The organism is Mammaliicoccus sciuri, from assembly GCF_002901825.1.
GTDB classification, from domain to species: Bacteria; Bacillota; Bacilli; order Staphylococcales; family Staphylococcaceae; genus Mammaliicoccus; species Mammaliicoccus sciuri.
The window spans coordinates 234096-255537 of record NZ_PPQD01000034.1; the positions used below are offsets into that span (position 1 = coordinate 234096).

Below are 21442 nucleotides of genomic sequence, written 5' to 3' on the forward strand. Positions count from 1 at the left end.
ATGTTTATAGATCAGGTCAAAATATCGTTAAAAGCTGGTGATGGCGGAAACGGTTTAGTAGCTTTTCGTCGTGAAAAGTATGTTCCATTTGGTGGACCAGCAGGTGGCGACGGTGGTAAAGGTGCTTCAGTCGTATTTGAGGTAGATGAAGGTTTACGTACTTTATTAGACTTTAGATTTCAAAGAAAATTTAAAGCTGATAAAGGTGAGAATGGACAAAGTAGTAACATGCATGGTCGTGGATCAGACGACTTAGTATTAAAAGTACCACCTGGTACAATTATTAAAAATGCTGAAAATGAAGAGATTCTAGCTGACCTTGTTGAACATGGTCAACGTGCTACAGTTGCTAAAGGTGGCCGTGGTGGTAGAGGTAACTCAAGATTTGCTTCAGCAAGTAATCCAGCACCAGATTTCTGTGAAAATGGTGAACCTGGTGAAGAACTTGAAGTCATGTTAGAACTTAAACTTATGGCGGATGTAGGTTTAGTAGGTTATCCAAGCGTTGGTAAATCAACATTATTATCTATCGTTTCCAAAGCAAAACCAAAAATCGGTGCTTATCACTTTACGACAATTAAACCTAATTTAGGCGTTGTCCAAACAAATGATGGTAGAGGATTTGTAATGGCAGATTTACCAGGTTTAATTGAAGGTGCTTCTGAAGGTGTAGGTTTAGGTCATCAATTCTTAAGACATATTGAACGTACAAGAGTAATTGTTCATATAATAGATATGAGTGGAATGGAAGGCAGAGACCCATATGAAGATTATGTTACAATTAATCAAGAATTAAAATCATATAATGAAAATCTTTCTAGAAGACCACAAATTGTCGTTGCGAATAAAATGGATTTACCAGATTCAGAAACACAATTAGAAATGTTCAAAGAACAACTGCAAGAAGATGTTAATATTATTCCTATTAGTACAGTTACACGTCATAACGTTGATAAACTACTATATCAAATTGCTGATTTATTAGATGAAACTGAAGGAATGGACTTCGATTCAGTCGAAGAAGAAACTGGTGTACATCGTGTTGTATATAAACACGAGAAATCACGAGATCATTTTGTTATTACGAGAGATGACGATGGTGCCTATGTTGTATCAGGTAATTCGATTGAAAGATTATTCAAAATGACAGACTTTAATCGTGATGCAGCTGTTAGAAGATTTGCAAGACAAATGCGTTCAATGGGTATTGATGATGCCTTAAGAGAACGTGGTGCATCAAATGGTGATATTGTAAGAATTTTAGGTGGAGAATTTGAATTTGTCGAATAGGGCGTGTTCCAATTGAAAAAATCAAATGAATCAACAAAAAGGTTTTATTTAATCAGAGAAGATGTTTTGCCAGAGTCAGTGCAAAAGACAATCAAAGTTAAAAATGCATTATTAAAACATAATAATTTAACGATTTATGATGCAGTTAAAGAATTTAATTTATCTAGAAGTGCTTTTTATAAATATAAAGATACAATATTTCCAATTGATAGATTAGAAGAACAGACCAGAAATATTACATTAATTTTATATGTGCAAGATGAAGTTGGTATGCTCGCAACTGTCTTGAATAAAATTGCTGAAGTTAATGGTTCTGTTCTTACCATCCATCAAAGTCTACCAATAAAGGATAGAGCAACGATTACAATTTCTCTTAATGCTGCAAATATTGAGTTATCATTAGAAGAGTTAATGGATGCAATTAAAGAAAGTCCGTATGTTGATGAAGTAGAAGTTATCGGAATGAGTATGTAAAGGAAGTTGTCTAAATGTATGCATATATAAAAGGAATCGTTTCACAATTATATCCTTCTCATATTGTAGTTGAGGCAAATGGTATAGGTTATGAAATTCAAACACCAAACTCATATCGTTTTCAATCTCAATTAGATAAAGAAACGCAAGTATATACACAATTAATTGTGCGTGAAGATGCCCAATTATTATATGGATTTGTGAATCTAGAAGAAAAGGATATGTTTTTAAGCTTAATTAAAGTAACAGGTATTGGACCGAAGTCAGCATTAGCAATTTTAGCGACAAGCACGCCTAATGAAGTAGCAATTGCTATAGAAAATGAAAATGAATCATATTTGACAAAGTTTCCTGGTATCGGTAAAAAAACAGCAAGACAAATTATTCTTGATTTAAAAGGGAAATTAGTTATCACTGAAGAGTCTGAGTTATTCCCAGAAAGTAAAGATGCCGGTCAAGATGTATTAGAAGAAGCATTGTTAGCTTTAGAAGCATTAGGTTACTCTAGACGAGAAATTACAAAAGTTAAGAAGAACCTAGAAAAAGAATCATTTGATTCAGTAGATGCTTGTGTTAAAAGAGGTTTAGCATTACTTATTCAGTAAATGAGGTGATTTTTTGGATGAGCGATTAATGGATGAACATGGACACGAAGATGATTTCCAAAGTGAACTTTCATTAAGACCAGATACTTTAAATCAATATATTGGTCAAAATAATATTAAATCAAACTTAGATATATTTATTAAAGCGGCTAAGTTAAGGGAAGAACCTTTAGATCATTGTTTACTTTATGGTCCACCTGGTTTAGGGAAGACGACTTTAGCTCATATTATATCTAATGAGATGAATGTTAATTTAAGAACTGCAAGTGGACCTTCTATTGAAAGGCCTGGCGATTTAGCAGCCATACTTTCTGCGTTACAACCTGGGGATGTACTTTTCATTGATGAGATACACCGATTAAGCAGAGTTGTTGAAGAAGTGTTATACCCTGCTATGGAAGATTTCTTCTTAGATATCGTCGTTGGTAAAGGTGAAGAAGCTAGAAGTATTAGAATTGATTTACCACCGTTTACGCTAGTAGGTGCAACAACACGTGTAGGGAGCCTTTCAGCACCTTTGAGAGATCGTTTTGGTGTGCACCTTAGATTAGAATATTACGATGATAATAGTTTGCAAGAAATCATAAAACGTACTGCTGAAGTATTTGAAGTAGATATTGATCAAAATAGTACAGTTGAATTATCGAAACGTAGTAGAGGAACACCTCGTATAGCCAATCGTTTATTACGTAGAGTGCGTGACTTTGCTCAAGTAGAAGGTGACGAAGCTATTTCTATGGATATTACAAAGCATGCTTTAGATTTACTACAAGTAGATGAAGAAGGACTCGACCATATAGATTATAAAATTATGCACTGTATCCTGAATAATTATAAAGGTGGTCCAGTTGGATTAGATGCGATAGCAGCCACGATAGGTGAAGAACGTGTAACACTTGAAGACGTTTATGAACCTTATCTCATCCAAAAAGGGTTTATAGAAAGAACGCCAAGAGGTCGTCGTGCTACTGCTTTAAGTTATGATCACTTCGACATTAAAATGGATTAGGAAAGAGGCAAAGTTTGTGAATATTGAAGATTTCGATTTTGATTTACCTGAATCATTAATTGCACAAACACCACTGTTAGATAGAGAGAGCAGTAGGTTATTAAAATGTAATAAAGCTACAGGTGAATTAGAAGATTTAACGTTTAAAGAAGTTGTCAATCAACTTTCACCAGGTGACTGTTTAGTATTAAATGATACGAAAGTCATGCCAGCAAGATTGTTTGGCTTAAAAGAAGAAACTGGTGCAAAAGTAGAAATGCTGATGCTAACGCAACAAGAAGATAATGAATGGGAAGTATTAATTAAACCAGCTAAACGTATAAGAGTTGGTCAATCTGTTTCATTTGGAGAAGGTAAAATCATTGCGACTTGTATCAAAGAACTTGATCAAGGTGGACGCATTATGAAACTTTCATACGAAGGTATCTTACAAGAAAGATTAGATGAGCTTGGTGAAATGCCTTTACCACCATATATTAAAGAACGATTAGACGACCAAGATAGATATCAAACAGTTTATGCTAAAGCAGTTGGGTCTGCAGCTGCGCCTACAGCAGGTTTACACTTCACTGAACATTTATTACAAGAAATTGCTGATAAAGGTGTACACATTGCATTTATTACGTTACATGTTGGTTTGGGTACATTTAGACCAGTCAGTGTAGATAATATAGATGATCATGAAATGCACTCAGAATACTACCAAATGACTGCTGAAACGGCTGAATTATTAAACTGTGTAAAAGCAAGTGGTCATAAAATAATATCTGTAGGTACAACGTCTACAAGAACACTAGAGACAATTCGTTCTAAAAATGACCAATTTGTTGAAGAAAGTGGTTGGACTGACATATTTATTTATCCGGGATATGAGTTTAAAGCGATAGATGGTTTAATTACCAATTTCCATTTACCAAAATCAACTCTCATCATGCTAGTATCCGCACTATCGACTAGAGAACATATTTTAAATGCATATAAACATGCAGTTGAAGAAAAGTATAGATTTTTTAGTTTCGGAGATGCAATGATTTTAATATAGAAAAGGAGCAACATTATGCCTGCAGTAACATACGAGCACATTAAGACTTGTAAGCAATCAGGTGCAAGACTAGGGATTGTGCATACACCTCATGGTTCATTTGAAACGCCTATGTTCATGCCTGTTGGAACTAAAGCAACAGTTAAGACAATGAGCCCTGAAGAACTTAAACAGATGGAAGCAAAAATTATACTTAGTAATACCTATCATTTGTGGTTACAACCTGGAAGTGATATCATTTCTAAAGTGGGTGGATTACATAAGTTTATGAATTGGGATGGACCTATACTTACTGATTCTGGAGGTTTTCAAGTATTCAGTTTAAGTGATATGAGAAAAATCGAAGAAGAAGGTGTACATTTTAGACATCATTTAAATGGTTCTAAATTGTTCTTAAGTCCTGAAAAAGCGATGCATATTCAAAATGATCTTGGTTCAGATATTATGATGGCGTTTGATGAATGCCCTCCAATGCCATCTGAATATGAATATGTAAAAAATTCAATTGAGAGAACATCAAGATGGGCGGAAAGATGTCTAGAAGCTCATCGTCGCCCTGAAGATCAAGCTTTATTTGGTATTATCCAAGGTGGAGAATATAAGGATCTTAGAGAGCAAAGTGCTAAAGACCTCGTTTCACTTGATTTTCCTGGCTATGCTATTGGTGGTTTGTCTGTTGGTGAACCTAAACCTGTCATGTACAGAATGGTTGAACATACAGCGCCATTAATGCCATTTAATAAACCAAGATATTTAATGGGAGTTGGTTCTCCAGACGCATTAATCGAATGTTCTATTAGGGGCATCGATATGTTTGATTGCGTATTACCTACACGTATAGCTAGAAACGGTACTTGTATGACATCTCAAGGTAGAGTCGTTATAAAAAATGCTAAATATCAGCAAGATTTATCTCCGCTTGATCCAGAGTGTGATTGTTATACATGTAGAAACTATACTAAAGCATATTTGCGTCATCTGATTAAAGCAGATGAAACATTTGGAATTCGTCTTACTACATATCATAATTTGTATTTCTTATTAAAACTTATGGAGAACATTCGCCAAGCAATAAGAGAAGATCGATTACTTGATTTCAAAGATGAATTTTTCGAGCAGTATGGACTAAATGTAGATAACCCCAAAAACTTTTAAAGGAGATTGAATATGGAAGTATTAGTACAATTATTACCTATTATCTTAATTTTTGCGCTTGTTTGGTTCTTAATGATTAGACCACAACAAAAGCGTGCAAAAGAACATCGTGAATTATTAAACCGTTTAGAAGTTGGTCAAAAAGTAACTTCAATCGGCGGTATCAAAGGTACTGTTAGAGCAGTAGATGAGTCTATCGTTGTTGTTTCTGTTAACGATAAAGGACACGAAATTACATTTGAAAAACCAGCTATTAAACAAGTAGACCCTTCATAAAACAGTTTACTTTTTAAGGAAATTGGTTTAATATTATGTATCATATTTAATGTTAAAAGACATGGTTATCCATGTCTTTTTTTCATACATGAATGTTATGGCTATTCAACTATAGTTGATGTATGCTATAACATATATAGTGAATTAAAAATATGTAAGAGGTGTTATCGTGAAAAAGCGGAGTAGAATTATAGCCTTTTTACTTCTTGCAGTGTTGGTTTTTAGCTTAATAGGATCAACAACAAAAGATATAACAAAGAATGTAAATTTAGGTCTAGACTTACAAGGTGGTTTTGAAGTTTTATATCAAGTTAATCCTTTAGACAAAGGTGATAAGATTGATAATGATGCGGTTAAATCTACTGCAAAGACTTTAGAGTCACGTGTAAACGTATTAGGTGTTTCTGAGCCGAAAATTCAAGTTGAAGAAGGTAATCGAATTCGAGTTCAATTAGCTGGTATTAAAGACCAGAATGAAGCTCGTGAAGTACTTTCTACACAAGCGAATTTAACGATCAGAGATGCAAAGGATAGAGTTTTACTATCTGGTAAAGATTTAGTTCAAGGTGGCGCTAAGCAAGGCTTTAAAGACAATACAAACGAAGTAGCCGTTACTCTTAAACTAAAAGATGCTAAAAAGTTCAAAGAAGTAACTGAAAAAGTTTCTAAAATGAATCCTAATTTAATGGTCATTTGGATGGACTATGAAAAAGGAGACAGTTACGCTAAAGAAGCTAAGAAAGAACAAGAAGGTAAAGAACCGAAATATATTTCTGCAGCAACTGTAAGCCAACCAATCAATTCAGAAAATGTTGAAATTTCTGGTGGATTCAATGGTGAAAAAGGTGTTAAAGAAGCAAAACAAATTGCAGATTTATTAAACTCAGGTTCACTACCTGTTAAATTAGATGAAGTTTATTCTACATCAGTAGGTGCACAATTCGGTAAAGATGCATTAGATGAAACAGTACTTGCTTCTTCAATAGGTGTAGGTATTATATTCTTATTCATGCTCATTTACTACCGATTACCTGGTGTTGTAGCTGTCATTACATTAAGTGCTTATGTTTACTTAACATTAGTAGCATTTAACTTTATTTCAGGGGTATTAACATTGCCCGGACTTGCTGCCTTAGTATTAGGTGTAGGTATGGCCGTTGATGCTAACATCATCATGTACGAACGGATAAAAGATGAATTGCGGATAGGAAGGACACTACAACAATCCTTTAAAAAAGGTTCTGGTTCTTCATTTATTACAATATTAGATGCTAACTTAACAACAATTTTAGCAGCGCTCGTATTATTCGTATTTGGTGAAAGTTCAGTAAAAGGTTTCGCAACAATGTTATTACTTGCGATTCTTATGAGTTTCGTAACTTCAGTATTCTTCACAAGAATATTATTAGCATTATTAGTAAACTCAAACTACTTCAAGAAAAAATATAATTGGTTTGGTGTTTCTAAGAAAGATAGACATGATATTAGTGAAAGATTAGATGTTCATGATTTAAGAACAGTCTATGACAAAATTAATTTCGTAAAACTTGCTAAACCATTATTAACATTTAGTATTATTACGATAATTGTTGGTGCCATCATCGTATCAATATTTAGATTAAATTTAGGTATTGATTTCACTAGTGGTACACGTGTTGACTTACAATCTGATCAAACTATCAAGACTGAACAAGTTTCAAAACAGTTTAAAGATATGGGATTAGAACCATCACAAGTTACAACAAGTGGAACTGGAAACAAAATGGCAACTGTACAATTTAAAGATGCATTAAACAAATCTGAAATACAAAAAGTTAAATCTGACTTTGGTAAATCATTGGGTCATGATCCAAACGTAAGTACGGTTTCACCAGTTGTTGGTCAAGAGTTAGCTGGAAACGCATTAAAAGCAATGCTTTATGCAGCACTAGGAATTGTTTTATACGTATCCTTTAGATTTGAATGGAGAATGGGTACAACTGCAGTGCTTGCATTATTACATGACGTGTTTATGATTGTAGCTGTATTCAGTTTATTCAGACTCGAAGTGGATATTACATTCATTGCAGCAGTTCTAACAATAATTGGTTATTCAATTAATGACACGATCGTTACATTTGACCGCGTAAGGGAAAATTTACGTAAAGTGAAAGTGATAACGAAACCAGAAACTATTGATATGATTGTTAACTCATCTATTAGACAAACGATGACAAGATCAATCAATACCGTATTAACAGTTGTTATAGTAGTTGTCGCATTATTAATACTTGGTTCATCAAGTATTTTCAACTTCTCATTAGCACTATTAATCGGTTTAGTATCCGGTGTGTTCTCATCAGTATTCGTCGCAGTACCTTTATGGGGTATCTTGAAAAAACGACAACTTAAAAAATCAGAAAATGGTAAATTAGTTGTATATACTGAGAAAAAATCAAACGATGAAAAAATATTAGTTTAATAAATCGTGTACCTGTCCTTAGTAAAAGGGCAGGTGCTTTTTTGTTTAGAGTAAATGATAAAGGTTTAACTTAGGGGTCATGATTACAAAAGTACGGGGAAATGTAACTAAGCGTGCCCATAGTAACAAAAGTCGGTCGAATTGTAACTAAGGAGGCAGTTAGTAACAAAAGTAGGTCGAAGTGTAACTAACCGCTGAATCTTTTTACAACCTGACTCTTTGCTTATGTTTTATTTGTTTAGTAGAGAAAGTACGATATTTCATGTATAATGTTTTGAGTAGAAATGAGGAGATTTGATATGACTAAAGCTTGTTATCAATGGAAAAAATCAGAGCTCAATCAAAATATTGATCCACAAATCATAAAAAAATATAAAATTTCACCACTTTTAGAAAAAACTTTAATTTCAAAAGGCTATACGTCTGAAGAGCAAATTGAAAGTTTATTATCTAATGAAGTGTTATTCCACGATCCGATGTTACTAAGTGATATGGAAAAGGCAACTTCGAGAATACATAAAGCTATTGAAAATGATGAAAGAATATTAGTATATGGTGATTATGATGCAGATGGAGTTACATCTACAACGATTCTCGTCAAGACTTTAGAGTCAATGGGAGCTACTGTAGGTTGGTATATTCCTAATAGATTTACTGAAGGATATGGACCGAGTGAAGCGGCATTTAGAAATGCACATGATGAAGGTGTGTCTCTTATCATTACAGTGGATAATGGTATTCAAGGTCATCATGAAATTGATATTGCCAATGAACTTGGTATTGATGTGATTGTGACAGACCATCATGAATTTGGCGAAACAAAGCCGAATGCATATGCGATTGTTCACCCTATGCACCCTGATTTTAATTATCCATTTAAATATTTAGCTGGAGTGGGTGTTTCATATAAACTTTCTAAAGCACTTAAAACAGATATACCAGATGCGTTCTTAGGTTTAGTTGCTATCGGTACGATTGCCGACTTAGTGAGTTTAACGGATGAAAATAGATATATGGTTAAACAAGGGTTGCGCATTTTGAATGAACAACCTTTACCAGGGATAAAAAGTTTATTGTCCGTAGCTGATTTTACGGATGAAGTAAGTGAACAAACAGTCGGCTTTATTATCGGACCTCGTCTGAACGCAGTTGGTAGATTAGATGATGCTCGATTAGCTGGAGAATTGCTTATGAGCGATGATGACGATGAAGCGATGTTCTTAGCTGAAGAAGTGGACCAATTTAATACAGAACGTAAAGCAATTGTTGAAAATATTACGAATGAAGCAATGGAGCTAGCTGAAATTGAAATGCAACAAAATGCCCAATTTCTAATACTTGCAAAAGAAGATTGGAATGAAGGTGTATTAGGTATTGTGGCTTCAAGAATAGTTGAGAAGTATCATTTACCAACAATTGTATTAAATGTGGATATAGAGCAAAATCACGCGAAAGGTTCTGCTAGAAGTATTGAACAAGTTTCAATGTTTGAATTTCTAACAAACCATAGCGATTTGATTCGTAAATTTGGTGGCCATCATATGGCGGCTGGTATGACATTAGATATTGACGCGATTGAACCATTGAAGAAAGCTTTGAATCAAGATATGCACAAAATAACAGAAGGTAAAAAATTATTACCGCAGTTAATCGTTGATGCAGAAATAGAAACTTCAGATATTACGGTTGAGAACATATTTGATTTAGAAAGATTAAGACCTTTTGGTACAGATTTATTAGCGCCACTATTTTCAATTAGTAATGTTCCGGTCAAATCTGTTAAAGGTATTGGTCAAGGAAATAAACATCTTAAATTAACATTAACAGACAAAAATATTGCAGCTTTACATTGGAATGCTGGACATCTCATTCATGATATTTCAAATGATACGACAATTAATGTTGCAGGTAGTTTAAATGTTAATGAATGGAATGGACATCAATCTCCACAAATTATTCTTAAAGATTTAGCGTTGAGTAATGATCATGCTATTTTTGATTATAGAAGTAAAAATAAACAGGACTTGTTAAAAATTGATCAAGACAATGCACTGTTTGTGATTAACCCTTCATCCGAGAAAATAAATGAGCAATATATACATTATGGTGATACGTATCCAAATGAAGTCGAAACGTGTGTGCTGAGAGATTTACCACAAGATTTAGAAACATTCAAACAAACTTTATCTAATATTAAAGCCGAAAAATATTATTTAGTATTTAAAGGGCAAACCAATTCATACTTTGAAGGTATTCCAAGTGATGAAAAGTTCAAGCAAGCTTATAAAGCTTTATATATGAATCAATCAACCAATATTCAAAATGATGGTATGAAATTATGTGAAGCTTTAAAAATTAAACCTGATCAATTGAAATTCATTTTGAATTGCTTTTATGAGTTAAACTTTATTACAATGAATCATGGTATAATTGAAATAAATCAAGATGCGGGAAAAAATGACATACAAAACGCACCGTTATATCAAGCAAGAAAACAACAAATAGAAATAGAAAAGACATTGTTGTACAATGATAGCCAATCATTAATCAATTGGATACATTCATTGTTAAGTGATGTTGAGGAGGAAGTATAATGGATTTAAAACAATACGTTTCAGAAGTACAAGATTGGCCAAAACAAGGTGTTAACTTTAAAGATATCACGACAATTATGGATAATGGTGAAGCATACAAATATGCCACTGACCAAATCGTACAATATGCTCAAGACAAACAAGTTGATGTCGTAGTAGGACCAGAAGCAAGAGGATTTATTATTGGTTGTCCTGTGTCATATGCAATGGGTATTGGCTTTGCACCAGTACGTAAAGAAGGAAAATTACCTCGTGAAGTGATTCGTTATGAATATGATCTTGAGTATGGGTCAAATGTGTTAACAATGCACAAAGATGCAATCAAACCTGGTCAACGTGTATTGATTACTGATGATTTATTAGCAACAGGTGGTACAATTGAAGCGGCAATTCACTTAGTAGAATCATTAGGTGGAATTGTAGTGGGTATTGCATTTTTAATTGAACTTAAATATTTAAACGGCATTGAAAAATTAAAAGGTTACGATGTTGTTTCGTTAATTTCATACGATGAATAAAATAGTCACATTGTGGCTATTTTATTTTTAATAATTATAATTAACGGTGGCATATTACTATTGAAAATTGCTATAATAGTAATATTCAAGAGAATTTTATTTGAAGAGGTGGTGTCCCTATGAATAAAGAATATCCATACAGTGCTGATGATGTTTTATATAAAGCTAAAAGTTACTTATCTGAAGATGCATATCGTTTAGTAGAAAAGAGTTATGATTTGGCTTTTAAAGCACATCAAGGACAAATTAGAAAAAATAATTTGCCATATATCATGCATCCTATTCAGGTAGCGGGTATTTTAACCGAAATGAAATTGGATGGTCCAACTATAGTTGCTGGATTCCTTCATGATGTAATTGAGGATACACCTTATACGTATGATGATTTGGTAGAAATGTTTAATGAAGAAGTAGCTATAATTGTAGATGGTGTTACAAAATTAAAAAAAGTTAAATATAAATCTAAAGAAACGCAACAAGCTGAAAATCATAGAAAATTATTTATAGCGATTGCTAAAGATGTCCGAGTTATATTAGTTAAATTAGCAGATAGATTACATAATGTTCGTACTTTAAAAGCGATGCCTAAAGAAAAGCAAAAACGTATTGCTAAAGAAACGTTAGAAATCTATGCACCACTTGCGCATAGATTAGGTATCAATACAATTAAGTGGGAACTTGAAGACATTTCATTAAGATATATTGATAGTGTTCAATATTTTAGAATTGTTAATCTGATGAAAAAGAAAAGAAGCGAACGAGAAACATATATTGCGAATGCGATTAAAGATATAGAGTCTGAAATGGAAGTTATGAATATTTCTGGCGACATAAGTGGTAGACCTAAACATATCTATAGTATTTATAGAAAAATGGTCAAACAGAAAAAACAATTCGAACAAATTTTTGACTTACTTGCAATAAGAGTGATTGTCCCTTCAATCAAAGATTGTTATGCTGTGCTAGGTCTTGTCCATACATTATGGAAACCAATGCCTGGTCGATTTAAAGATTACATAGCGATGCCTAAACAGAATATGTATCAATCGCTGCATACTACAGTCGTTGGTCCAAATGGAGATCCTTTAGAGATTCAAATCAGAACATTTGAAATGCATGAAATTGCAGAACATGGGGTTGCAGCTCACTGGGCATATAAAGAAGGTAAAAATTTAAGCAATAAATCAGAAGAATATTTACAAAAAATGAGTTGGCTACAGGAAATAGCTGAAACTGACAATACTTCACCTGATGCAGAAGAATTTATGGAATCATTAAAATATGACCTTCAAAGTGATAAAGTGTATGTCTTTACACCTGAAAGTGATGTTGTTGAATTACCATATGGAGCAGTTCCAATTGATTTTGCATACGCTGTTCACAGTGAAGTAGGTAATAAAATGATTGGTGCGAAAGTTAACGGCAAAATCGTTCCTATCGATTATAAGTTATCTACTGGTGATATTGTCGAGATTAGAACGAGTAAACATTCATATGGGCCAAGTCGAGATTGGTTAAAAATCGTCCGATCTTCAAGTGCGAAAAGTAAAATCCGCAGTTTCTTTAAGAAACAAGACCGCTCTGCCAATATTGAAAAAGGTAAATTTATGATTGAAGCGGAAATTAAAGAGCATGGATACAATGTAGATGAAGTATTAAATGCTGAAAACATTAAACTTGTTAACGAAAAATATAATTTTTCAAATGAAGATGACTTATATGCTGCAGTTGGTTTTGGTGGCATAACTGCCTTACAAGCTGTTAACAGACTTACTGAAAAGCTAAGACTTGAACGTAAGAAACAATCGCTTAATCAAGTGCAAGAAGTCAATAAATCCATTCCAATTAAACAAGATATTAGAACAGATACTGGTGTCTATGTCGAAGGTTTAGATAACATGCTTATTAAACTTTCAAAATGTTGTAATCCAATACCTGGTGATGAAATCATTGGCTATATTACAAAAGGTCATGGCGTTAAAGTTCATCGTAAAGATTGCCCGAACATCGTTAATGAAAATGAACGATTAATCGATGTTGAATGGGTTAAAAATACAAATGAACAAAAAAATTATCAAGTAGATTTAGAAATTACAGGTTACGACAGAAATGGATTATTAAACGAAGTACTTCAAGTTGTGAATGCAATTAAAGTACAATTAGTAAAAGTTTCAGGTAAAGCTGATATAGATAAAAATGCAGTTATTAACATTAGCGTAATGGTTAAAAATGTGAATGACGTATATAGAATTGTTGATCGAATTAAACAATTAGGCGATATTTATACAGTAAGTCGTGTATGGAATTAAGAGGTGAATTTTTTTGAAAGTTGTTCTACAAAAAGTAAGCCAAGCTAAAGTAACGTCTGAAAATACTCAAAATGAAATTCAACAAGGATTCTTATTATTAGTAGGTGTTGGACAAGAATCAACTTATGCAGATGCAGATGTTATCGCTAAGAAAATAGCAAAGACAAGAATTTTTGAAGATCAAGAAGGTAAAATGAATTTAGATATACACCAAGTCGGTGGTGAAATCTTGTCGATATCACAATTTACAATATATGCTTCAGTAAAAAAAGGGAATAGACCTGGATTTACGAATGCTAAAAGCCCAGATGAAGCATTAAAGATATATGAATATTTTAATGAACAGTTAGCATCTTATAACATTAACGTGAAAACAGGAGAGTTTGGCGCACATATGGATGTGTCATTAATCAATGATGGACCAATTACGATTATATTCGAAAGTAAGGATGGTAACATTCAATGAACCGAATTAATTTATGGTTTAAAAAGAGGAGAATAAAGCCTGTTCCTGTCATCAGTGTTGCCATTTTACTGATTGTTTTGTTAATCATTATTATTTATTTATTGATTCCTAAAGAGGACGAACCTAAAACACTATCTATGAAAGAAGATGGTGAGTTAAGAACTGGACCTGCCGCTTATTATCCAATTATCTTTGATGTAAAAAAAGGAGATAGTTTTGATATAACAGACAGAGAAGGAAAATGGTTTGAAGTCAAAAATGATCAAAATGAAAAAGGCTGGATTGCTGGTTGGCATACAAATCTTGATATTAAAGAAGATGTTAATCCAGTATTAAAACCATTAAAAGGAAAAGTGATTATATTAGATCCTGGTCATGGTGGAAGTGACCAAGGCGCATCGAGTTCAAAACATAAAGATGTAACCGAAAAAGTCATTACATTAAAAACTGCAAAAGAGCTTAAAGAAATGCTTGAAACTGAAGGCGCTAAAGTGAAAATGACGAGAACAAAAGATGAATATGTTAAATTAAAAGATAGACAAGGTGATGGAGATGTCTTTATAAGTATCCATAATGATGCGTTAGATTCATCAGCACCACATGGTTTAACAGTTTATTACCATCATGATTCTCAAAAAGAATTTGCAGATACGTTACAAACTTCAATTAATCAAAAATCCATACTATCTGATAGAGGCGTAAGAAACGAAAACTTCCAAGTGATTCGTCAAACTAAAATGCCTGCAGTATTGTTAGAGTTAGGTTATATTAGTAACCCTACAGATGAAGATTTAATTGTTGATAGAAAATATAGACACATTGTAGAAACAGGGATTGTTGACGGTTTGAAAGTTTACTTTTCAAATTAGATATTGACTACTACAGATTATGGGTTTAATATTAATATAAATTATGAAATAGATTATATACCGTTTATTCTTGAATAGTATACCGTTATAGTAGGAAACAGAGAGTATAACATTTGCTGAAAGTTATATGAATACTGCGTATATTTTTGAACACAAGAAGAGGGAATCTTACGAAAATAAGATCGGTTAACATCCGTTACAATGTTGTTAAGTGAGTATTTAATGAATCATTAAATACTAATTAGGGTGGCAACACGGATAATTCGTCCCTTGTATGTATATGCATACAAGGGACTTTTTATATTTTAAAGGAGGAAATATTATGATTAATATACCACGTGGTACACAAGATTTATTACCAAAAGATACTTATAAATGGCAATACATTGAGAACAAATTACATGAGTTAATGAGAATATATAATTATAAAGAAATTAGAACACCAATATTTGAAAGTACTGAACTTTTTAGTAGAGGTGTTGGTGATTCAACAGATGTTGTACAAAAAGAAATGTATACTTTTAAAGATAAAGGTGATAGAAGCATTACATTACGACCTGAAGGTACTGCAGGTGTTGTTAGAAGTTACATCGAAAACAAAATGCAAGGTGAACCAAATCAACCTGTAAAGCTTTATTACAATGGTCCAATGTTCCGATATGAAAGAAAACAAAAAGGGCGTTATCGTCAATTTGTTCAATTTGGTGTAGAAGCGATTGGATCAGAAAATCCTTCTATTGATGTTGAAATTATTTCAATGCTCGTACACATTTACAAATCTTTCGGATTGAAAGACTTAAAATTAGTCATCAATAGTATTGGTGATGCAGAATCAAGAGCTGATTACACGAAAGCATTACAAGCGCATTTTGAACCAGTAATTGATACTTTCTGTAGCGATTGTCAAAGTAGATTACACACAAATCCAATGCGTATATTGGATTGTAAAGTAGACCGTGATAAAGAAGCTGTTAAAAATGCACCTAAAATTACGGAATACTTAAATGACTATTCTAAACAATATTTCGAAGATGTTAAAAGTTTATTAGACGAACTTGGTATCGAGTATGAAATAGATACGAATTTAGTGCGTGGTTTAGATTATTACACTCACACAGCATTCGAAGTGATGAGTAATGCTGAAGGATTTGGTGCTATTACTACTTTATGTGGTGGCGGTAGATATAACGGCTTACTAGAATTACTTGATGGTCCAAAAGAAACAGGTATAGGTTTTGCATTAAGTATTGAACGTTTGCTACTAGCACTTGAAGCTGAAGGTATTGAAATCGAAGAAGAAGATTCAATCGACTTATTTATCGCGACAATGGGTGAAGAAGCGGATAGACTTTCAGTTCAATTAATCAATCAATTAAGAATGGCTGGTATTAGTTGTGATAAAGACTATTTACAACGTAAATTAAAAGGTCAAATGAAACAAGCGGATAGATTAAATGCGAGATACACGATTGTATTAGGTGAAAATGAATTAGAAAAACAAGAAGTAGAAGTTAAGAATATGGAAACTGGTGAAAAGACACTTGTTTCATTGTCAGAATTAGAGAATTATTTAAAGGTGGAATCATAATGGAAAAAAGAACAACATATGCTGGTAAAATAACTGAAGAATATATTGGTCAAACGGTTACTTTAAATGGTTGGGTACAAAAAAGACGTGACTTAGGTGGTTTAATATTTGTTGATTTACGTGACCGCGAAGGCGTTGTACAAATCGTTTTTAACCCAGATTTCTCTCAAGAAGCTTTAAGTGTTGCTGAGAAAATCCGTTCTGAATATGTCATTCAAGTTAAAGGTTTAGTAACTAAAAGAGATGAAAAATCAATTAATGACAAAATCAAGACTGGTAAAGTCGAAGTACAAGTTTCTGAAATTACAATTTTAAATGAATCTGAAACACCGCCATTTTCAATAATAGATATGAATGATATTGACGAAAATGTACGATTAAAATATCGTTATATCGACTTAAGAAGAGAAAGTTTAGCTCAAACATTTAAAATGAGACATCAAATTACACGTGCAGTAAGAAATTACTTAGATGAAGCTGAGTTTTACGAAGTAGAAACACCTGTATTAACTAAATCTACACCAGAAGGTGCAAGAGACTATTTAGTACCATCTCGTGTACATGATGGAGAGTTCTATGCTTTACCTCAATCTCCACAAATATTTAAACAATTATTAATGATTGGTGGATTTGATAAATACTATCAAATCGTTAAATGTTTTAGAGACGAAGATTTAAGAGCGGATAGACAACCTGAATTTACGCAAATCGATATCGAGATGAGCTTTGTTGATCAAGAAGACGTTATCAAAATGAATGAAGGTCTTATGAAACGCATCATGAAAGATGTAAAAGGTATTGATATTACAACACCATTTCCACGTATGACATACGCTGAAGCAATGGAAAGATACGGAATTGATAAACCAGATACAAGATTTGGTATGGAACTGATTAACTTATCAGAACTTGCTTCAAAAATGGACTTTAAAGTATTTAAATCTGCAGTTGAAAATGGTGGAGAAGTTAAAGCAATCGTTGTTGAAGATGGTGCGTCTGACTACTCTAGAAAAGATATCGACCAATTACAATCATTTGCAAGTATTTATGGTGCTAAAGGTTTAGCGTGGGTTAAAGTAACAGAAGAAGGCTTAAATGGTCCGATTAGTAAATTCTTTGATGAAGACATTACAGCTGAATTATTAAACCAAACTGAAGCTAAAGCTGGAGACTTAGTATTATTTATAGCAGATAAAAAAGATGTCGTAGCAGCAAGTTTAGCGCAGTTAAGAAATAAACTTGGTAAAGATCGTGGTTTAATTGATCCAAATAAATATAATTTCTTATGGGTAACAGATTGGCCATTATTTGAATACGATGAAGAATCAGAACGTTATGTTGCAGCGCATCATCCATTTACTGCACCTAAAAAAGAACATGAAGAAATGCTTGAAAATGATCCAACAAATGTTGAAGCCAATGCGTATGATATTGTTTTAAATGGTTTTGAATTAGGTGGAGGATCTATTAGAATTCATAAATCAGAACTTCAAGAAAAAATGTTTAAAGCGCTTGGATTTACAGAAGAACAAGCACAAGAACAATTTGGATTCTTAATTGAAGCGTTCAAATATGGTGCACCACCACATGGCGGAATTGCATTAGGTCTAGACAGATTAGTTATGTTATTGTCAGGTAGAACAAACTTAAGAGATACAATTGCATTCCCTAAAACAGCAAGTGCTTCTTGTCTATTAACGGATGCACCAAGTGAAGTATCTACGAGCCAGTTACATGAATTACATTTGCAACTTGATTTAGATGAAAAATAATTAAAAGTATAAATACTTGTTATTTAGAAGAAGTATGATAGAATAAATTTATAAGGTAGTCATCTGAAGTGTTCGTAATAAGCTTTTTATATTTTGACCTAACACTTTTGATCAAGGGAGCCTAATTGGTTTTCTTAATAGCGCATACGCCTCGTAAGGAGGACATGCAAAATAAGAAACAGGGCACCCACCTGTATATAGCAGGCCAAAATGATCTAGCACTTAATATTACGGCACAATTGGATTCTATCGGTACGCAAGACTTTATGTCTTGCGTATTTTTGTGTAAAGGAGTAAATAATGATGAAGCATCAATTTTCAAGAAATGAATTAGCGATTGGTAAAGAAGGCTTAGATTTATTAAAAAGTAAAACAGTAGTTGTCCTTGGTGTAGGCGGTGTAGGTTCATTTGCTGCTGAAGCATTAGCGAGAACTAATATTGGTCATATCATATTAATAGATAAAGATGATGTAGATATCACAAATGTAAATAGACAATTACATGCTTTAACAACAACAATTGGTCAATCAAAAGTAGATTTAATGGAAGAGCGTATTAAATTAATTAATCCTGATTGTAAAGTCACTTCATTGCATATGTTCTATACTGAAGAAACTTACGAAGCTTTATTTAATGAATACGACATTGATTATTTTGTAGATGCTAGTGATACAATCATGTATAAAGTTCATCTTATGAAAGAGTGTTTAGAAAGAGGTATCGATGTTATCTCAAGTATGGGTGCTGCAAACAAAACAGACCCTACTAAATTTGAAATAGCTGATATTTCTAAAACACATACTGATCCTATGGCAAAAATTATACGTCTAAAATTAAGAAAAATGGGCATTCATAAAGGTATTAATGTTGTATTTAGTGATGAAAGTCCTATTATGATAAGAGAAGATGTAAAAGAAGTTGTAGGCGATAAAAACGCAAAAGTTAGAAAGGCGCAAATGCCACCATCATCTAATGCTTTTGTACCAAGCGTTGTTGGGTTAATTTGTGCAAGCTATGTTGTGAATGATATTTTGAAAGATATCCCAGTAAAAAGAATCAAAGATAAATAGCTAGCAGCTTTGATAATAAAAAATGAGACTGGATACGTCCAGCCTCATTTTTTTAAGTTGCGATATATTTCTGCTAATTTTTGTTCAGATTTAGATGTAAGCTTAGGTTGATAATATTGTTTGCCTTTTAAAGTATCAGGTAAATATTGTTGTTCTACATATCCATTTTCATAATTATGTGGGTATTTATAACCAATTGCATTTCCTAATTCTTTTGCACCTTGATAGTGTCCATCTTTCAAATGTTTCGGAACTAAACCAGCTTTACCTTTTCTAATGTCTGAAAGAGCTTCATCAATAGATACAATTGCTGAATTAGATTTAGGTGATAAGCAAAGTTCGATGACTGCTTGGCTTAAAGGTATACGGGCTTCTGGAAAGCCAAGTCGTTCACTCGCTTCAATAGCAGATAATGTTCTAGCTGCAGCACCTGGAGAAGCTAAACCGATATCTTCATAGCTAATCACAAGAAGGCGTCTTGCAATAGTTGGCAAATCTCCCGCTTCAATTAATCTAGCTAAATAATGTAGCGCTGCGTCGACATCACTACCTCTAATAGATTTTTGGAATGCACTCATAACATCATAATGTTGATCACCATCTTTATCGTGTTGGAAAGCGTTCTTTTGAATACAAACTTGCGCATCTTCAATTGTGACGTGACGTTTATCATCTTGAATATCAGCACTGAGTACAGCAAGTTCTAGCGCATTTAATGCACTTCTCACATCACCGTAACTTGCTTTTGCAAAATATTCTAACGCGTCTTTGTCTACAATAGGGGCATATGAGGCTAATCCATTTTCTTTATCTTCAATCGCTCTGTTTAAAGCAATTAAAATATCTTCTTCGTTTAGAGGATATAGTTCAAAAATTTGCGTTCTGCTTCGTATAGCTGGATTGATAGCATGGTATGGGTTTGACGTCGTTGCACCAATAAGTACAATTTTGCCTGATTCTAAATGAGGTAATAAGAAATCTTGTTTTGCCTTATCTAATCGATGAATTTCGTCTAGTAAAAGTATAACTTGTCCAGACATTTTGGCTTCTTCAACAACAAGTTGCATATCCTTTTTAGTGTTAGTGACAGCATTAAGTTGTCTAAATTTATATTGAGTACTCCCGGCGATAGCTTGGGCGATACTCGTTTTTCCAATTCCCGGAGGTCCATAAAAAATCATAGAAGTTAACTTTTTAGTGTTAACCATTCTTCTAATAATGGCTTTTGGACCGACTAAATGTTCTTGGCTTATAACATCATCTATCGTTTGAGGACGCATTCTATAAGCTAATGGTTCGTTTTTCATTTGGAATCAACCTTTCTAATTACTCAAAGTGTACAAAAAATGATAAAATGAATTAATAATATTTTTTTAGAAAATAAGAGGTGTAGTACATGAAAATTTCTACTAAAGGACGATATGGCTTAACACTTATGATATCGTTGACTAAGCGTTATGGTCAAGGATGTACATCTTTAAAGTCAATCGCTGAAGAAAACAATTTAAGTGATTTATATTTAGAACAATTAGTAGGACCACTACGTAATGCTGGTCTTATTAAAAGTGTAAGAGGTGCCAAAGGGGGCTATCAATTACAAAAAGCACCATCAGAAATTACAGCTGGTGATGTGATTAGATTGTTAGAAGGGCCAATTACACCTGTTGAAGGTATAGAAGACGAGCCACCTGCACAACAACAATTGTGGATTCGTATTAGAGATGCTGTAAAAGAAGTTCTAGATAATACAACACTAGAATACTTAGCAAATTATACAAATGAAGATGAACTAGAAGGATATATGTTCTATATCTAGTTCACAAATTAAATTGGATAGCAATCTTCAAGACGAATATTGGAGATTGCTATCTTATTTTTTATTGCTTAACTGTATTGAATTCATGCCTAACTGCACAAAATATTCCGTTATTTTAACAGTTAAG

18 protein-coding genes and 1 other RNA gene are annotated in these 21442 nt (G+C 33.1%); 18 read left to right on the plus strand and 1 reads right to left on the minus strand.

All coding sequences use genetic code 11. The annotated features are described in order from the left end of the window. The 17 genes from obgE (at nt 1) to CD035_RS12645 (ending at nt 19499) form a co-directional block, all read left to right on the plus strand. Nucleotides 1–1290 (plus strand): GTPase ObgE, encoded by a 1290-nt coding sequence (gene obgE / locus CD035_RS12565; RefSeq protein WP_048539641.1) that lies wholly within the window; start codon nt 1–3, stop codon nt 1288–1290. A 12-nt stretch (nt 1291–1302) separates the two neighbouring features. Beyond that, a complete protein-coding gene (locus CD035_RS12570; protein WP_048539642.1) occupies nt 1303–1764 on the plus strand; it encodes an ACT domain-containing protein in 462 nt (153 codons plus the stop codon). Nucleotides 1765–1778: 14 nt separating this feature from the next. After that, nucleotides 1779–2369, plus strand: a complete 591-nt coding sequence (gene ruvA / locus CD035_RS12575) for a Holliday junction branch migration protein RuvA (RefSeq protein ID WP_048539643.1) — start codon at nt 1779–1781, stop codon at nt 2367–2369. A 28-nt stretch (nt 2370–2397) separates the two neighbouring features. Beyond that, complete coding sequence (ruvB, locus tag CD035_RS12580) at nt 2398–3378, plus strand: Holliday junction branch migration DNA helicase RuvB (protein WP_372587809.1); 981 nt, start codon at nt 2398–2400, stop codon at nt 3376–3378. A 16-nt stretch (nt 3379–3394) separates the two neighbouring features. Then, nucleotides 3395–4420: a tRNA preQ1(34) S-adenosylmethionine ribosyltransferase-isomerase QueA gene (gene queA, locus CD035_RS12585; RefSeq protein ID WP_048539645.1), complete on the plus strand. Its 1026-nt coding sequence runs from the start codon at nt 3395–3397 to the stop codon at nt 4418–4420. Nucleotides 4421–4435: 15 nt separating this feature from the next. Further along, nucleotides 4436–5575, plus strand: a complete 1140-nt coding sequence (tgt, locus tag CD035_RS12590; protein WP_048539646.1) for a tRNA guanosine(34) transglycosylase Tgt — start codon at nt 4436–4438, stop codon at nt 5573–5575. Nucleotides 5576–5587: 12 nt separating this feature from the next. Beyond that, nucleotides 5588–5851: a preprotein translocase subunit YajC gene (gene yajC, locus CD035_RS12595; protein ID WP_025904259.1), complete on the plus strand. Its 264-nt coding sequence runs from the start codon at nt 5588–5590 to the stop codon at nt 5849–5851. Nucleotides 5852–6020: 169 nt separating this feature from the next. Next, nucleotides 6021–8312, plus strand: coding sequence for a protein translocase subunit SecDF (secDF, locus tag CD035_RS12600; protein ID WP_048539647.1), 2292 nt, complete (start codon nt 6021–6023; stop codon nt 8310–8312). Nucleotides 8313–8611: 299 nt separating this feature from the next. Further along, nucleotides 8612–10906 (plus strand): single-stranded-DNA-specific exonuclease RecJ, encoded by a 2295-nt coding sequence (gene recJ, locus CD035_RS12605; RefSeq protein ID WP_048539648.1) that lies wholly within the window; start codon nt 8612–8614, stop codon nt 10904–10906. Beyond that, nucleotides 10906–11424 carry an adenine phosphoribosyltransferase gene (locus CD035_RS12610; RefSeq protein ID WP_025904256.1) on the plus strand — a complete coding sequence of 173 codons (519 nt, stop codon included), beginning with the start codon at nt 10906–10908 and terminating at the stop codon, nt 11422–11424. The genes recJ and CD035_RS12610 overlap by 1 nt, the downstream gene beginning before the upstream one ends. A 119-nt stretch (nt 11425–11543) precedes the next feature. Beyond that, nucleotides 11544–13733 carry a RelA/SpoT family protein gene (locus CD035_RS12615; RefSeq protein ID WP_025904255.1) on the plus strand — a complete coding sequence of 730 codons (2190 nt, stop codon included), beginning with the start codon at nt 11544–11546 and terminating at the stop codon, nt 13731–13733. Nucleotides 13734–13746: 13 nt separating this feature from the next. Further along, on the plus strand, nt 13747–14199 hold the full coding sequence (gene dtd, locus CD035_RS12620; protein ID WP_048539649.1) for a D-aminoacyl-tRNA deacylase: 453 nt from the start codon (nt 13747–13749) through the stop codon (nt 14197–14199). Then, entirely contained in the window at nt 14196–15068 is an 873-nt protein-coding gene (locus tag CD035_RS12625; RefSeq protein WP_048539650.1) for an N-acetylmuramoyl-L-alanine amidase, read from the plus strand. The genes dtd and CD035_RS12625 overlap by 4 nt, the downstream gene beginning before the upstream one ends. Nucleotides 15069–15390: 322 nt before the next feature. After that, entirely contained in the window at nt 15391–16656 is a 1266-nt protein-coding gene (gene hisS, locus CD035_RS12630; protein WP_048539651.1) for a histidine--tRNA ligase, read from the plus strand. Then, entirely contained in the window at nt 16656–18428 is a 1773-nt protein-coding gene (gene aspS, locus CD035_RS12635; RefSeq protein WP_048539652.1) for an aspartate--tRNA ligase, read from the plus strand. The genes hisS and aspS overlap by 1 nt, the downstream gene beginning before the upstream one ends. Before the next feature lie 57 nt (nt 18429–18485). Continuing rightward, nucleotides 18486–18678: non-coding RNA, 6S RNA (gene ssrS / locus CD035_RS12640), on the plus strand. A 53-nt stretch (nt 18679–18731) separates the two neighbouring features. Beyond that, nucleotides 18732–19499 (plus strand): tRNA threonylcarbamoyladenosine dehydratase, encoded by a 768-nt coding sequence (locus CD035_RS12645; protein ID WP_048539653.1) that lies wholly within the window; start codon nt 18732–18734, stop codon nt 19497–19499. A gap of 44 nt (nt 19500–19543) precedes the next feature. Here CD035_RS12645 and CD035_RS12650 read toward each other — a convergent pair whose 3' ends face one another. Continuing rightward, nucleotides 19544–20806: a replication-associated recombination protein A gene (locus CD035_RS12650; RefSeq protein ID WP_048539654.1), complete on the minus strand. Its 1263-nt coding sequence runs from the start codon at nt 20804–20806 to the stop codon at nt 19544–19546. Between the two features lie 89 nt (nt 20807–20895). Here CD035_RS12650 and cymR point away from each other — a divergent pair, with 89 nt between their 5' ends. Beyond that, the gene (gene cymR, locus CD035_RS12655) at nt 20896–21315 is read left to right on the plus strand and encodes a cysteine metabolism transcriptional regulator CymR (RefSeq protein WP_025904248.1); all 420 of its coding nucleotides are present in this window, start codon (nt 20896–20898) and stop codon (nt 21313–21315) included. The last annotated feature ends 127 nt before the right edge of the window (nt 21316–21442 follow it).

Bases quoted from the DNA above. Each gene is read 5' to 3' on its own strand.
- CD035_RS12645 (WP_048539653.1), top strand. From the start codon at position 18,732: ATGAAGCATCAATTTTCAAGAAATGAATTAGCGATTGGTAAAGAAGGC.
- CD035_RS12650 (WP_048539654.1), bottom strand. From the start codon at position 20,806: ATGAAAAACGAACCATTAGCTTATAGAATGCGTCCTCAAACGATAGAT.
- CD035_RS12615 (WP_025904255.1), top strand. From the start codon at position 11,544: ATGAATAAAGAATATCCATACAGTGCTGATGATGTTTTATATAAAGCT.
- obgE (WP_048539641.1), top strand. From the start codon at position 1: ATGTTTATAGATCAGGTCAAAATATCGTTAAAAGCTGGTGATGGCGGA.
- aspS (WP_048539652.1), top strand. From the start codon at position 16,656: ATGGAAAAAAGAACAACATATGCTGGTAAAATAACTGAAGAATATATT.
- yajC (WP_025904259.1), top strand. From the start codon at position 5,588: ATGGAAGTATTAGTACAATTATTACCTATTATCTTAATTTTTGCGCTT.
- ruvB (WP_372587809.1), top strand. From the start codon at position 2,398: ATGGATGAACATGGACACGAAGATGATTTCCAAAGTGAACTTTCATTA.
- CD035_RS12625 (WP_048539650.1), top strand. From the start codon at position 14,196: ATGAACCGAATTAATTTATGGTTTAAAAAGAGGAGAATAAAGCCTGTT.
- ruvA (WP_048539643.1), top strand. From the start codon at position 1,779: ATGTATGCATATATAAAAGGAATCGTTTCACAATTATATCCTTCTCAT.
- recJ (WP_048539648.1), top strand. From the start codon at position 8,612: ATGACTAAAGCTTGTTATCAATGGAAAAAATCAGAGCTCAATCAAAAT.
- hisS (WP_048539651.1), top strand. From the start codon at position 15,391: ATGATTAATATACCACGTGGTACACAAGATTTATTACCAAAAGATACT.
- cymR (WP_025904248.1), top strand. From the start codon at position 20,896: ATGAAAATTTCTACTAAAGGACGATATGGCTTAACACTTATGATATCG.
- CD035_RS12610 (WP_025904256.1), top strand. From the start codon at position 10,906: ATGGATTTAAAACAATACGTTTCAGAAGTACAAGATTGGCCAAAACAA.
- tgt (WP_048539646.1), top strand. From the start codon at position 4,436: ATGCCTGCAGTAACATACGAGCACATTAAGACTTGTAAGCAATCAGGT.